At 43.7% G+C, this 14,273-nt stretch carries 15 protein-coding genes; 3 read left to right on the top strand and 12 right to left on the bottom strand.

The window, feature by feature from the left end; genetic code table 11:
- Window positions 1-77: 77 nt before the first annotated feature.
- Window positions 78-2,849, bottom strand: coding sequence for a TonB-dependent receptor (locus JCM15548_RS06120; RefSeq protein ID WP_062123429.1), 2,772 nt, complete (start codon window positions 2,847-2,849; stop codon window positions 78-80).
- Between the two features lie 330 nt (window positions 2,850-3,179).
- Between JCM15548_RS06120 and JCM15548_RS06115 the strand changes: the two genes are divergently transcribed.
- Complete coding sequence (locus JCM15548_RS06115; protein ID WP_062123426.1) at window positions 3,180-3,737, top strand: porin family protein; 558 nt, start codon at window positions 3,180-3,182, stop codon at window positions 3,735-3,737.
- Between the two features lie 106 nt (window positions 3,738-3,843).
- Window positions 3,844-4,017: a hypothetical protein gene (locus tag JCM15548_RS22230; RefSeq protein ID WP_173427652.1), complete on the top strand. Its 174-nt coding sequence runs from the start codon at window positions 3,844-3,846 to the stop codon at window positions 4,015-4,017.
- Here the strand turns inward: JCM15548_RS22230 and JCM15548_RS06110 are convergent.
- From JCM15548_RS06110 to JCM15548_RS06075, 8 genes are all read right to left on the bottom strand, one after another.
- A complete protein-coding gene (locus tag JCM15548_RS06110) occupies window positions 4,014-4,493 on the bottom strand; it encodes a DoxX family membrane protein (RefSeq protein ID WP_227625525.1) in 480 nt (159 codons plus the stop codon). The two genes, JCM15548_RS22230 and JCM15548_RS06110, sit on opposite strands and share 4 nt — an antisense overlap.
- Before the next feature lie 228 nt (window positions 4,494-4,721).
- On the bottom strand, window positions 4,722-6,470 hold the full coding sequence (locus tag JCM15548_RS06105) for an autotransporter-associated beta strand repeat-containing protein (protein ID WP_062123422.1): 1,749 nt from the start codon (window positions 6,468-6,470) through the stop codon (window positions 4,722-4,724).
- Window positions 6,467-7,426 carry a pectinesterase family protein gene (locus JCM15548_RS06100; protein WP_062123420.1) on the bottom strand — a complete coding sequence of 320 codons (960 nt, stop codon included), beginning with the start codon at window positions 7,424-7,426 and terminating at the stop codon, window positions 6,467-6,469. The genes JCM15548_RS06105 and JCM15548_RS06100 overlap by 4 nt, the downstream gene beginning before the upstream one ends.
- A gap of 88 nt (window positions 7,427-7,514) precedes the next feature.
- A complete protein-coding gene (locus tag JCM15548_RS06095) occupies window positions 7,515-8,444 on the bottom strand; it encodes an ImmA/IrrE family metallo-endopeptidase (protein WP_062123418.1) in 930 nt (309 codons plus the stop codon).
- A 12-nt stretch (window positions 8,445-8,456) separates the two neighbouring features.
- The gene (locus JCM15548_RS06090; RefSeq protein ID WP_062123416.1) at window positions 8,457-8,789 is read right to left on the bottom strand and encodes a type II toxin-antitoxin system RelE/ParE family toxin; all 333 of its coding nucleotides are present in this window, start codon (window positions 8,787-8,789) and stop codon (window positions 8,457-8,459) included.
- A gap of 36 nt (window positions 8,790-8,825) precedes the next feature.
- Window positions 8,826-9,041, bottom strand: a complete 216-nt coding sequence (locus JCM15548_RS06085) for a hypothetical protein (RefSeq protein ID WP_062123414.1) — start codon at window positions 9,039-9,041, stop codon at window positions 8,826-8,828.
- Between the two features lie 264 nt (window positions 9,042-9,305).
- Window positions 9,306-9,911 (bottom strand): hypothetical protein, encoded by a 606-nt coding sequence (locus tag JCM15548_RS06080; protein ID WP_062123410.1) that lies wholly within the window; start codon window positions 9,909-9,911, stop codon window positions 9,306-9,308.
- Window positions 9,912-9,927: 16 nt separating this feature from the next.
- On the bottom strand, window positions 9,928-12,363 hold the full coding sequence (locus tag JCM15548_RS06075) for a M23 family metallopeptidase (protein WP_227625535.1): 2,436 nt from the start codon (window positions 12,361-12,363) through the stop codon (window positions 9,928-9,930).
- Between the two features lie 18 nt (window positions 12,364-12,381).
- Between JCM15548_RS06075 and JCM15548_RS21925 the strand changes: the two genes are divergently transcribed.
- Window positions 12,382-12,630: a hypothetical protein gene (locus JCM15548_RS21925; RefSeq protein WP_162198180.1), complete on the top strand. Its 249-nt coding sequence runs from the start codon at window positions 12,382-12,384 to the stop codon at window positions 12,628-12,630.
- Between the two features lie 140 nt (window positions 12,631-12,770).
- On the opposite strand, the gene JCM15548_RS06070 is transcribed toward JCM15548_RS21925, so the two are convergent.
- The 3 genes from JCM15548_RS06070 to JCM15548_RS21920 form a co-directional block, all read right to left on the bottom strand.
- Entirely contained in the window at window positions 12,771-13,127 is a 357-nt protein-coding gene (locus JCM15548_RS06070) for a PAAR domain-containing protein (RefSeq protein WP_369403678.1), read from the bottom strand.
- 8 nt (window positions 13,128-13,135) lie between these two features.
- The gene (locus tag JCM15548_RS26185) at window positions 13,136-13,273 is read right to left on the bottom strand and encodes a PAAR domain-containing protein (protein ID WP_369403677.1); all 138 of its coding nucleotides are present in this window, start codon (window positions 13,271-13,273) and stop codon (window positions 13,136-13,138) included.
- A 36-nt stretch (window positions 13,274-13,309) separates the two neighbouring features.
- Window positions 13,310-14,273: phage baseplate assembly protein V (locus tag JCM15548_RS21920; RefSeq protein ID WP_227625524.1), on the bottom strand; the 964-nt coding region annotated here is incomplete at its 5' end.

Raw genomic sequence — 14,273 nt, 5'->3', positions numbered from 1 at the left:
GGATGCTGAACGGTAAAAACCGTTCAGCATCCATGTAAGATTGAACTTAGTTTTCTGGTTTCATTCGATCAAACAATTTATAAATCAAACTTAACACCAAACTGAAAACGTACGTTGTAATACTCAGCCTGCATTAACCTCGAACTTACACCCTGGTAATAGTACAAAGGCGTATTCAGTAAATTATTGGCCTCGGCATACAACCTGAATTTTGGCGTAATGGCATAGTTGGCGTTCACGTCCAAATGAACTGTTTCATTGTAGTACCGGTCGTAAAAAGCCTCCTCGCCAAACTCATCCACAAAGTCAGATGAGTAATTGAGCGATGTCCTGAATGAAAAACGCTTACTTTCATAGGACAAAGACCCATTAAAGGTATGCTTGGCCGTACCCGGAAGCGAAATGTCATCGTCCTCGCGGCCTTCGATGCGGAAATCACTGATGCTACTGGTGGTATAAGTGTAGTTGGTGTACACCCCGAAATTTTTCCAGAAACCGGGCAGGAAATCCAACTGACGTTGAGCGGCTAACTCAAGACCAAAGATCTCTGCATTACCACCATTGATGGGCTGACTGTAAGTATCCCAGGTTGTTCCTTCAAAAAGGTAATTTTCACGCGTTTCAGTCACAATAAAGTCCTTGATATCTTTATAGAAAACCCCTCCTGATAGAATACCAATGCTTTGAAAGTATTTCTCGAACATCAAGTCGAAATTCATGGAAGTGGTGGGAATCAATTCTGGGTTACCGATGGCTATTTCATTGTCTTCACGTTCAATCTCCCTGTATGGAACAAGAGAGAAATAATTGGGCCTGGCCAATGTATTGGTCCATGCAGCCCTTAAAATGGTGGTCCGGTTAAAATCATATTTCAGGTGCAAACCGGGAAGAACGTTCACATAAGAATCAGAGACCTTTTCGCTCAACGTATTGACATCTTCATCGGCATCATACTGGTTGCCCTGGTATTCCTGCGAAGTATTTTCGACACGGACCCCGGCAATGACCAGCAAATTGGGACCCAGGTTTTGGTTCAGCATGACGTAGCCGCCAACAATATTCTCAGTGGCATTAAAATTACCGGCTTCCTCTTCGACTATCGGCTCTTCTTCAAACAGCGAGGAGTTGGTTAAATCCAGCTCTCCCAGATATTCTTTGGATACCTGCTGACCTGCTGCATAGTCCCCTGCCAGGAAATTATCTTTTGTAAGGTTTTCAAGGTTACCCAAGGTGGCAGCATTAAAAGCATCTTCATCGTTAGGACTGTATTCGAACATTCTATTATTCCGCATTTTTTCCTTGCCTTTGTAACGCACACCCAATTTAAGGCTGTTTTTAAAGTCATCCTCCAGCCAGGGAATTAAGAAATTCAGCTTAAAGTTTTTGTCGATATCCTCTGTCAACTGAAATTCCTCGGTAATTTCAGCAAACGCATAGTCAGAACTAAAATCAGCGGACGATGAGGGAGACACTCCGGTCACCTTAGGCGCTCCCTTATCTGTAAAATCAGTGGCAAAAGTTAAATCTTCTACCTCATACACAATGTATCGTTCGTTGGGTCTTTCTTCAGAGGCTTTACTGTAAGAAGCTGTCCAATCGGCACTAACCGGGCCCAATTGATGGTCGCCACCCAAGGTGAAATTCATCATGCGCTGATCTTCCAAACGGGCATTTTTGGTATCCGGATTACCCCCTTTGGTTTCCTTTTCCATCATCCCTATCCATGCATTGGCATCTTCATCAAATTCGATGTCTTTATAAACCGTCCGGTAACGGTTTTCCCAGTCGTTACGATGGTTATAGATACCGTTGGCAAAAAGTGTATGGTTTTCGTTGAGCTTATAATCAAAACTCAAGGAATAACTTTGGCGAATACGCTGCAAATAGTACTGACGGATCTGTATTTCTTCCGTAAAAGCGGTGCCGTCTTTATCATTCTCATCCATGTAATCCCATTCCGACTCAAAATTATCACTGCCCAATTGGTGATTGTGATAAGAGGCGCTGGCAATGACCCCCAACTTGTTGTTCAGAAAGCGGTCTCCGATGACAAAAGCGCCGTTGTAAATGGGCTTTTCGACCAAAATATTATATCCCGATCCAAGCGTTAAACTCACCCGACGGTCGTAGGGTGCAGAGCGGGTCACCAGATTTACCGCACCACCAATGGCATCGGCATCCATATCGGGCGTAACCGCTTTGTTAACTTCAATAGATTGAATCATATCAGCCGGGACAAGGTCCAGCTGCACGGTGCGGTCTTCAGCTTCAGCAGAAGGGATGCGTTCACCATTGACCATCACCGAGTTATATTGCGGTGAGGTACCTCTGATGTTTCCAAAGCGGGCTTCGCCCTGGTCATATTGTACATTAATACCAGGAATTCTTTTCAAGGCATCACCGATATTGGCATCCGGGAAACGGCCCACTTGATCGGAAGAAATGATATTGGTGATGTTTCCCTTGTTCATTTGCGTGTTAAGGGCTTTTGACTGGCCCTGCAACTGTCCGCTTACCACAATTTCAGATAACTCAATACCTGATTTCAGACTAAAATCCACCACAGCTGTTTCGCCATCTTCCACGGAGACTTGCTTTTCATCCGGGTTAAAACCAATGTAAGTAACAGATAATTGGTAGGCGCCACCTGGAATTCCCGTAATGGTAAAATAACCATGATTATCGGATATGGCCCCCTTGTTAATGGATTCAATAAATACGGCGGCACCGGGCAATGAAAGGTTATCGGCATCCAAAACCCGTCCTTTTATAACGCCGGATGGTTCCGCCTGGACAGCAAGTGCCAGGGTTAGAAGAAAAACAGATAAGAAAAATTTTAGCTTTGTCATGATAATTTGTAGGTTTAAATTATTCGACAAAACTTAGGTGGGCATATTACTTAAGGGTTAATTAAGAGTTATCGCTACCTTTATTATAATGCTCAGGTTAAGTCTTTGTTAATTGCTTTAGTGATCATTGTTTTTTTTGCAAACTGTAACTTAGAAATCTAAATCTATAGGGTTAAATTCTTTTAATTTAATCAATGTGCTCTTTGATATTAACCCCTTCAACGGCCCAACAAAATAAGTGATATATGTAATCTTATGTAATACTTGTGTAACATAAGGAAGGCAAAAGGGAACCACCTTTGTCACCTTCATAAACCAATTAAAAAAAACATGAAAATAGCCATTACAACACTCATCTCTTTTCTTCTATTCGTTGGTGTTGCCAACGCTCAGCACGTCAACATAGGCGTAAAGGGCGGACTTAATGCCTACACGCTTACCGATGGAAGTGTTTTTGACCATGACCTGAATGTAGGTTTTAATCTGGGCCTTATCGGCCACGTTCATCTGGCGGATCCCATTGCCCTGCAACCTGAATTGGTGTACTCCATGCAGGGAAACAAAAATACAAGCCTGAATTACATTAACATTCCATTGATTTTTCAATACATGTACGACAATGGTTTCAGATTACAAGCAGGTCCTCAACTCGGCTTTTTAGTCAAAGCCGAATCAGAAATTGCCAACAACCAGGTGGATGTAAAAGACCAATTCGAATCCATTGATTTGGCACTGGGCGTTGGCATGAGTTATGTCAACCCAGCCACCAACTTTGGTATGGATTTAAGATACAACCATGGACTTTCCAACATCAGTAAGATAGATGGAACATCCGTTTACAACAGGGGATTTCAGGTAGGTGTTTTCTACTTATTCAATCACAATTAATTAATAGAGCAGGAAGGACATTAAAATGTTCCTTCCTGCTCTATTTTACTCCCTCAAGGCATGATATCAAAGTTGACCTTATGCCCATAACCATTAAAAAAACTATATGAGAAATCCTTCAGCTCCTAAAAAAATCACCTGGATAATTGGCATAATTGCCGGAATACTAGGAATTATAGGCCACTACGCCCGTGTCGATTTCTTGACGGAACACAACTACGTTTTACTGCTGGCTGGTTTTATCGTACTGGCCGTTGGCACAACTTTCAAAGGCATCTAAACCTTATTATTCTTCAAAACCCTCCCATCCTCAGGATGGGTTTGGTTTTTTCGAGGCGGTTCAGCCACCAGCTTTCCACCTCTTACCGTAGCCCCAATCACAATCCCTGCACTTATAATAACAATATTTTTTATAATATACTGACCTTCCAGTGTAGGCACAAACGGAATACTGGAAAACGTTTCAAAGGGGAAAAAGAAAATGGGCGAAATGGTTCCCATCATCTGAAGGAAGAGCAAAAGCAAAGTCTCTCTGAGAAAAAGCCTGAATATCAACCCAATTCCGATAAGTGTTTCCCAAAGAGCCAGAATGGGCATGGACAATTCCGGACCAACAAGCCCAAAACTAAGTATAGAAATGGTTCTTGTGGCCAAATCCGCTGCAGAACTCAAGCCCGGGAAAAACTTCAAAACGCCGAACCACACAAAGATGATACCCAGGCTGACCCGCAAAAAAAGAATTCCATTTGCAGCCATCCATCTCGTTAAACGATGATCCAAACGGGTGAGTTGTTTTGTTTTTATTAGCATATAAGCAATATAGATGATTAAAACACATAAACATTCAGCAAAAGGGTATTGTTTATGAAGATACCTATAATAATTAAACAATCTGCCCGTCAATATCTGAATGAATGCTAATGGCATGTAAAAAAGCAGCAAGAGCGTTCATCCCTTACTGCCTTTTGCATCTATATGTTGCTTCTATTTGACAACTGAAATTTTCAATAGTCCCGAAGTCGACGATTTCACCACGTAAACGCCTAATGGTAATTGAATGTCGAGCACATTGCCTTCAATTCTTTGGTCCATAACAAGATGTCCGTTAAGCGCATAAACCTGAACCACTCCCAGTTGTGCCTGACTGGTGGTTACGGTATTGTTGTAGAATTTCAAGTCCTGATTCAATCGAGCGCTGCTTAAACGGGTAGATGATCCCACTTTTAACTCTCCGGCACCCTGGAAAAAGTCGCCATGGGACGCGCTGGTGAATGTACCCGAGTTGTAAACCGTTTCACCCAGCGTTAATTGACCGAGGGTAATATGGGCATCCAAAGTGGCCTGTGCACCACTGGCCAGAATAAGTTCATTGTCGACAGAAGTGCTTTCGTCGTGACTAAAAATAACCCGGTTATTGGCACCCACTGAAATGGTGGCGCTTCCAAATGCGTTGGCACTTGTTCCTTGAACGGCCACCACCCCGTTGGCGTTCGAAGCGGGTGTGGTCAAATCCCAAAATCCATCGTAGCCGGAGTTGTCCCCGGAAAGAATGGCAGTAGCCGTTGTTGATTCAGAACTACGGGTGTTGCGCACTGAAATGGTGGCACTCCCGGAAATGGTCCCTGTCAGGGTCAGGGAACTGTTCTGACTGCTGCTCATCTCAAAATTGAAATCTCCGGCTGCCACTATCGGGGCTTCCAATGCAAAACCAGTACCGCTGGTAGCATAGGAGAGTCGGTTACCTCCTTCAAAAGTGAGACTTCCGGTAGATTGATGGGCGCCACGCATCCGCAGTCGCCCCTTCCCATTAACAAAAATAACATCTGCCGGATAAATGGTGCTGGTGGTTTCCATCTCCCCTTCACAAAAGACGGTTTCACCCGCTTCCGGCATTAATGCAGGTGTATAATTGGATGCCACATCCCAGTTACCACCCAAAAACATAAAGGAAGCGGGTCGACCAATAACGATGGAACCCGTACCACTGATCAGTTCCGGATGAGTACTGGCATCATAAGTGCCAATCGGTTGCATCACATTGTCCATATAGAACTCGCTCAGAGTAACAGTCGCATTTAAAGAGAGCGCTGCCCCTGTAGCCACCTTCAGTACAGACTGCGGGAAAAAGGCATTGTCGTGCCCAACAACCAGCGTGGCTCCTGACTCTACTGTCACATTTCCATTGCCCAATGCATTTTCCACAGAAGCTTCCAAAACACCTGCCTGTACCTCAACCGTGCCTGAATAATCAGTATTGTTGGCCGCCAGAATAAGCGAGCCCTGCCCGGTTTTTATCAGAGCGTGTACTCCGGTAATGGTCGCATTAAGCGTCAGCACCCCCTCAATATCAAAAGTATTGCTCTCTTTGGTACCAATCTGTCCACTCAGGGCCACCTCAGAACCGGCCGTCAACCGACCTCCGTTCCCGGCTATGTAGTTGGCAGTGCTGGACTGGGCAATATGGAGCGTTGCCCCATTGGATAGATTAAGGTCCGCCAGAAAAGCATCTCCATCCGCATCAATAACGGTGCTGATGCCATCGGCATTGGCAATTTCGCCATTGCCGGGAATGCCATTCGGATCCCAGTTTTCAGGGTTGCGCCATCCGGCGTTGGCACCTGCTCCCGTCCATGTGTAGGTAGTAACCAGAGGGGCCTCTGCAGACGGATCCCACCCATCCGTTCCGCCCAGAACATCCTGCACCGTATAGGTGAGCGCCTCTTCATCCGTCATGGCCCGCAATCCAACCCAGTTGCCCGACCGCTCATATCCGCACCCGGTCCGGTATTCTGATATTCATACAAGTGCAAATCCGGACTGGTAGGTGCATACGACATATTCCATGTATCGCCCCATCCTTGTGGGTTGAGCATATCCGGAAAACTACACCTCAACCAGCTTACTTTTGGGTAGTTGTGCCAGGGCCGGCCCAACCTGAAGGTGGTGCCGTCATCCCCATTGCGCGGACTACCCGTCACATAGGTTAAATCACACGCATTGAAAACATAACCATATGGAGCACTTTGCGAAGTGGCGGGTGCCGTAATCCAGCCACCGCCCCAGCTGCGAATTTCGCAAGCCTGAAAAAAGGCCGTACCACCGCCGTAAATATAATCTGTACGCCCCAGAATCATGCAGTTTTCAAAATAGCTTCTCTTGCCATCCGTCCAGAGATAAATCGTGTCCTGATACCCCTTTAGGTCGCAATTAACAAACACCACTTTGTCGCCCCTAATAGTAACAGCCTGCGCCTGTCCCACAGGTCCCGCCGTATTTTGAATGGTCAGATTTTCAGCCCGGAACCCGTCACCGTGAATAGATAGGGTAGCTGAAGTCCGAATGTTATCGCCGGTCCATTTCTCCGCATCCTCCGCCGGACACTTACCTGTCGGGCAATCATAAATATGGTAAGAAATAATGGTCTGATCGCGACTTTCCCCCAACAGAGTAATATTGGTTTTATTGGCAGGAACGATCAACTTCTCCGTATCGTACAATCCGGTTTTCACCAGAATAATGGTCCTCCTGCTTTCATTGGAAGGCGCCGCATCAATGGCATCCTGTATTTTGGTATAATCACCGGAACCATCCAGCGCCACCGTTATGTCGGGCGTAAGCGCCACCGTCATTTGACAAAAACCAAAGACGCCCAAAATCAGAAAAATGAAGAAAAGAGATTTGTTTTTCATAGCTTGTCAGATATTGATTTGTAACCTGACACAAAGGTAAACCATCGCTCCCCTCCTATAATGGTAATAATTGGTATTAATAGGGAGGCTATCTGGTAAAAGATGGGGAAGTATGGCTAATGGCAAATTGATTGGCTTCTTCTTCTTTCTTATAATCAACAGCTGCAAAGTCTACATTCTCCAAAGAAATATATTTCTTTCCGTGTAAAACAATGTGTCCCAGTTCATGAAAAAAAGTGAACCAAAAATTTTCATCCTTTTTAAACTGTGCTTTCAATTGAATAAGCGGTGTGTTATTTAACCATCTTGTGGACCCGCTTAGTGGCACTTTAGGCAAAGATGGCGTCAACAGCAACAAAACGCCCGCCTGCAAACAAATCTCATATAAATCCTCAAAGAAATTAATGGCTTGCCCTATCATTAATTGACGCATCTTAGGAATGCTCCTTTTTAAAATTTTCAAATCGAAATCCGGAGTCTCTATTTGCTTTGACTTTAACTCGCCTTGTCGTAACCATGCAGAGATGGCGTATGGCTGGTGCGTACGTTTCAAAGAAGTATAAGCTGCAACCTTTAACTCCGTTTCCAAATAGAGTTTTTCCCAAGCGATGTGTGAAGCCACACCAAAATAATTCATTAGGTTAACAGCCCTTTCGTCTGGATTTCGAGTAGCCACAACCCAATTATGTTGTGCCATTTCCGCATATGGAAACTGACTGGCCCATTCTGCAGCATTTGCAATTGCCTGCTCATGTTTTTTACGCGCAACATACTCATTATATCTCGCTTGTTTGTTTATCCAAAATTGTGCAGGTATTTGTGTAACTTTTTCAAACAGTATAGCCATTTCAGGAGTCAGCGAACTTTCTTCTTTTAAAACTGCAATAATGGTTTTTTCAGGCTTACCTGTTCTTAGAGCGAACTCTTTCCTGCTCATGCCCATCTCCTCCAGCTTCTCGTTTAAAGTAATGGCAGGGTGAAGAACTACATCCGGCAAATATTGATTCTTTATTTCCATAATGGTTTTGTTCTAGTGATAATCAATAATTTCAATTATCGCAACCACCCTCATTTCTGTTAAAATGGGGGTACCATGTTCATTTGCAGGCACAGGCTGTATTGCTGGCTCAAATATTAACCGATAGGGGTGATCTAAATTGCAAGCCCATTGCCCGTTTCTGTCCCCTGACAAATTATGAAAGTTCCCTGGTAAAAACTGTAGCTCTTTGAAGCTTTCCACATCTCGCATATCTCCCAGTCTTTGATGATATTTTAGGGCCCTTTCATTGCCAAGCTTTTTTTGCGCAAGGGCAAAATTATTTGCCCATTTTTCTAGTTTCTTATTTGCAAAGGTAATATTCATTTATCAAGAATGCAAAATAATTATTTACACTTACTGTTATTTAAAATTCCGACTTAGGGGGTTATGAAGGTCATCTGCTTTCTGACCTTGTCCGGATGCTGCTCGGCCCATTGAAGAACAATTCCATCCATCCATTAAATCATTCTTTCTTTCTATCAACTCTAGGGCACTTGCAGTTACACTTTTATTTGGAAAACCACAAGCAAGAAGCACAATTGCTAATAGTTTTACAGTTTTAGATTTTAAGCCCATGTCTTAGTTCATTTTTAAGCATTTTTCAAACTTTTCAGCATACCCTTTTATTAAATCCGGAACTGATTGAATACTATTAATGACCCTTCTTGCATTGAAATAATCACATTCTTCAGAATTGATGTAATCATGAATCGATTTTCCTGTAAGCACTTAGTTTCGATAGTTTAAGTGCTGTGTAGTGATTGTTCAGTGGTCCGGCTTTTAGAGGAATACTGGCATTCACATGATGGGGGTGGATAATTTGGAAAGCAAGACAGAGACTCAACAGGGAAATAAACGAGCAACATAGAATAATTTTCCATCTTTAAAGAAAAAGCAAATGACATAGTCCAATGCATCCATGTTCTCCTTAAACTTCAATAGTGTCAAATTATTACCATAGGGATAATCATCGATATCGACAACCTCCCTCCGCTCAAAGGCTTGCGTGAACAATATCGAGAATTCCTGTAAGGTAGTTTCTTTGTCAAACAACAAATCATTATAGATTAACCTTATACCTTCGTTCAGTTTAATACTTTCAGCTATTATTGAATCATTTTTCAGGTGAAACTTTAAGCCGCCGCGATATACCAACTCATATTCATCATCAAAAAGATGCTGGCAGTGATCGTAATTCTCGACAATAGAATCTGGTTGGCCAAACTTGGAATTCAAACTAGTTAGACTCGTAAATGTTGACATTCCGTTTATCTTCAGCTCATTCCAGGCTAACACCTCTGATTGCGTTAACCCCTCTTTTTCACTTTTAAAATATTGGCTCATAGCCTCAGAGGAAGGCTTACTGTTTGTTGTTGCTTTAGTCTTTTCTTTGATCGTACACGCCAATATAACCAGAGCACTAAACAATATTACCAGTCTGCTCATTTTCTAAAATATTTAATTAATCCCAAAATTTTTGTGCTACTTCCTCTTGAAACTGTTTATCCTTAATAGCCATATCAGATTCATTCTTATAATCAATAAAAAATGCTGGATTACATCTGTTGCTTAAGCCTGGCGCACTCAATTTATTACGAATCTCAAAATGCAAATGTGGATCCTTTGAACTTCCATAACCAGTTGTTCCACTACTCGCGACAAGCTGTCCGCCGGCGACTTTATCATTAACAGACACATAGCAATCATTTAGGTGTGCATAAAAAAGAAATAATGGACCATTTAAGTTAAATCCCTTACCATATTGAAGCTCCCCCTTATCTTTATACAAAAGGGAATAATCCTTCTTGCAGTCAACGAAGGAATCTATATCCTCTATTTCAATAATAAGAACCTTACCATAACCTGATTGGTTCTCAACTTTCTTAACCACACCATCAAAACAAGAGTATACCTCAGTATCAGGTTTTGCTAAAATGTCAACACCCTGATGCTTAGAATTTGAGTTCAATGTTCGAACATTTCCAAAAACGTTATGCCAAGGGCGATAGTTTCCATTTTGCGTATATAGACATAGCAAAGAATTTTTGATTGGCTCAAAAATTTGATTCCCCATACGCCTCATCCCCTCCACAAACGCAATGGGGTGAAAATGATAAACAACCGGATTGTTTACAGGAAAGGGGCTGAGAGGGATTTCCTCGTCGGATCTAAACTTACGGTAGAGCCATTTGACACCTTCGTAGGTTAAGTATCCACCAGTTGTTAACGGATTGGTTAATAAAGCACCTTTGACAAATTTTGAGGCATAACTTCCTTTCCGTGATTCAATCTCCTCCCATATGGCCAATTGCTTTACTTTGGCCTCAAAGGCAGCCATGCGTTCTTTCTTTAAGGTCTCTAACTCTTGCTTGCGCGCTTCATCTTCTTCCAGATCAATTCCTTTTTGAAGCACTTGCTCCACTTGTTTTTCCAAGGCACTAAAATACCTGCCGCCATAAGCCCATTCACTGTGGTGCTTACAGACCAGTTTCGATAGTTTATCTACTGTGTAGTGATTGTTCAATGCCCTTTGCAATTCAAATGGCTCTAAAATTCCATTTTTATTTTCATCAACCAGCTTGCAGATTTCTTTAAGGAATTCTGATTTATTCTTGAAATCATAAATATAGTCGTTGTTGACATCCTCCAAAATCCTAAAACCAAATTTATCCCAGTCGTAGGCGCTAAATTTGTCCGACAGTTCCTCCTCCTTTACCAGACCTTGGTAATACCGCGCCACTCCATTCGGCTTAAGCTCCTTGAATTCTAACAAATACCACTTTTTTCCATCCGCATCAGAATACTCCAAGCCGTTTTTAAAGTTGACAACAACATCTGATTCCAATGTTCTACTTTCCCTTTCGTGGAATTCCGGATTAAGAATATTAATCTCCATTAAATCCGTATTCAAAACATCATAATCCTTGGTTTCAGTTATCGAGTCTGGCATTTCGCCAGAGATGCTAAGTTCTCTGGCTGCAGGCATAACTGCAAATTCTGGTGCAATCCCCAGTTCTGCCTCATCTTGCTCTTGTGGAACCTCATAGGTAATGACCTTCTTTTCAATCATCTCCTTTTTTACCCAAAAAACCCTGCCGCTGGCGGGGTTAAGATGGCGGACCTTTCTTTTCTTGCCTTCAAGTTGCTCCAGCAATTCTACAGAATCACCTACTCTGGCAATGTCACCAGCCACCTTATTAAACGCCTCTATCCTGTCACTTTGGGAAGCCAGAAACTCGTAAGTCTTATTACCACTGTCATATTCTCCAAGAGCTTCAAAACGGTTATTTACGGTGACTTCAATATTGACGATCTCCACTCTTTGGTAATTTTCAGAACTGCCGGATAATAGCTTCACCTTACTGTTTTTGGCGACTTTCACAGGAAGGGACACCTTCAGTTCAGTGCCAGCAAACAGCTTCGTATAGTATTTCTTATCCTCACCATCTTTTTGGCTATTGGCCAAAAAGTCCTTTACACCATCGGCGGTAAACACCTCCAAATGCGCGGCGCGATAAGCCTCATGTTTCTCAAAGCCATTTAAACCGGCATAACCAATAACCGTTCCCGCTTTCACTTCCATGCAAACATTGTTAACCTTATCACACAGATCCTCCTTCAGCGTAACAACGACTTCCTTTTCCAGTGAGCTGTCGTGGCAATAACCCTCCAATTCATTAGCACCATAGTTCACAACCTTTAACCACCCGGTTTTCCCAATGGATTCAGGCGCAATTTCCAGAACCTCTTCAGGCGGCATAAGAGCTAAAATATTGTCAGCTACTTTAGGTTCTTTTCGTAAGCGAGCCCCCACCTTTCCGGCAAAGGTGTCCTTGACGTCTTTACGCACTTTGTAAATCTCACCTTCAAAAATATCCGGAATTTTATTTTCCGGCATATCCTCCAAAGACGTCAGATGGTTATAAAAGGAATAGAAAGTCAGCTTTTGTCCCTTAGGGCTTTCATAATCGTGTTGTACCAGCACAAAACCATTGGAGTAATGCCCCTCTCGCCCACCTATTTCTTCTTTAAAGTAGGTCCTGGGCACCCTAAAGGCGACTATTTTACCATCGGCAATAACCCGAATGGCTTTATCTGTCTGAAAGTGAACACCTCCGTGCCAGGTGTTCATCCTTCCAATAGGATAGTAACCAGTTCTGTTTGAGGCGCCCTTCAAATATCTAGACGCAGCCGGATCCTTTTCATTAATATCAACCGGATATACAAATTTCATAGTGAATCAGTTTTTTGCTAATGAAACCTTTATCAGTAAACAATTTATCAAATTAGAAGATTAGATCAAAGTTACTGGCTAAAACACAGGTCGGATAAATAACCGTGCTGCTTGGCTTCTTCCTTCACCAGCTCTTGGTTGGCTTGTGCCTCAGTCATCTTCTTTGCATGTTCGTTACCACTAGAAGCATCTTTGAATTTATTGATTGTTATCTCAATTTTTGAGAAAGTGGGCACGGGAATATCTGCTAAAGAGGCAAAGGCCTTCTTATTCGGTGTGGCCGAACTTATCAGCACGGTTGGCTCACCCTGTGCGATGCTGCCACCGTGGGCAGTCATGCTACCCATGGTGGCAACGGGTGTGCCGTTCATTAATACCGTGGGTTCTCCCTGCATGATGGTGTCCGGAGGACCAGTGCAAACGCACATATCACCCATCAGGCAGCCGGCTTTCCGTTGATCAGCACATTGGGAGCGCCGGGTCCACTTACCGGACCGCCTACATGCGGGACGTACCCAGTTACCATTGAGCATATATGCATGCTTCCTATGGTGGCTATTGGTTTTCCTGCCATGGTCTAATTTTTTAAGGGTTATTAGTATGGGGTTATTTATATGACTTCTACCTTTCCGCCACCACCCTGCAACACAGTCATGGTTCCTGAAATATTGGTTTGAACGCCCCCTTTGATTTCCGTATTTTGCTTTCCTTCAGCATTAAGATTTTGTCCCTTTAAAGTCAAATCCCTGCTTGCTTCTAAAATAGTAGCTCCTTTGGATTTTACGCCGGTATCTTTTCCCGATTGTAGCCCAAGGTTCTCTTCAGCGGTCATGACAATATTCTTCGAAGCACCAAAATCCAGATTTTCTTCTGCAACCAATTTTATGTTCTTAGCACCAATTTCAATGGTCTCCATGGCCTGAATTTTTATGGACTTCTCAGTGGTGTTGAATTGAATTACATTTTGTTCCCGGTCATAGATGTTGATCTTTTCAGCGCCGTCGGTGTCGTCGAACTCGATGGTGTGGCCGCTGCGGGTGGTGATGGATTTGAGGTTGTTGTCGGGCGCCATGCCACCGCTGTTGCCCTGGTGGAAGAGGCTACCGGCGACGTAGGGCCGGGAGGGGTCACCTTGCCCGAAGGCGACCATGACCTGGTCGTCGATTTCAGGAATGAAGAACAGGCCGCGGTTCTTTTCGATGACACTGCTGGTGCCGGCATCGGGTGTCTGCACCCGTATCCAGTTGCTGTTTTGATCGCTGTTTTGCCAGAGAAAGCGCACGCGCACGCGGCCGAGGTTTTCGGGGTCGGCGTTGTCAATGACCGTTGCCAGTTCGGGAAAGGCGGTGGGCGGCGTGACGTTTTCGGGCAGTGGCAAGGTCTCGGTGGCACCGGCCACACCTTTAAAGGTGTTGGCGTACAAGCCTTTGTCGTCCACCGTGTGCGTGATTTCGAGCACGCGGTAGCGGCCCAGATCGGGCCCCACATCTTGCTGCAGCGATTCGGGCAGACGGGTGCTGACCATCTCGCCCAGACGGATGGCGCAGGTGTTGCTTTGGCCTTCAAACGCGGAA

It is taken from the genome of Geofilum rubicundum JCM 15548, from assembly GCF_000974365.1.
GTDB classification, from domain to species: domain Bacteria; phylum Bacteroidota; class Bacteroidia; order Bacteroidales; family Marinilabiliaceae; genus Geofilum; species Geofilum rubicundum.
This window is presented reverse-complemented; position numbering and strand designations above follow the sequence as displayed.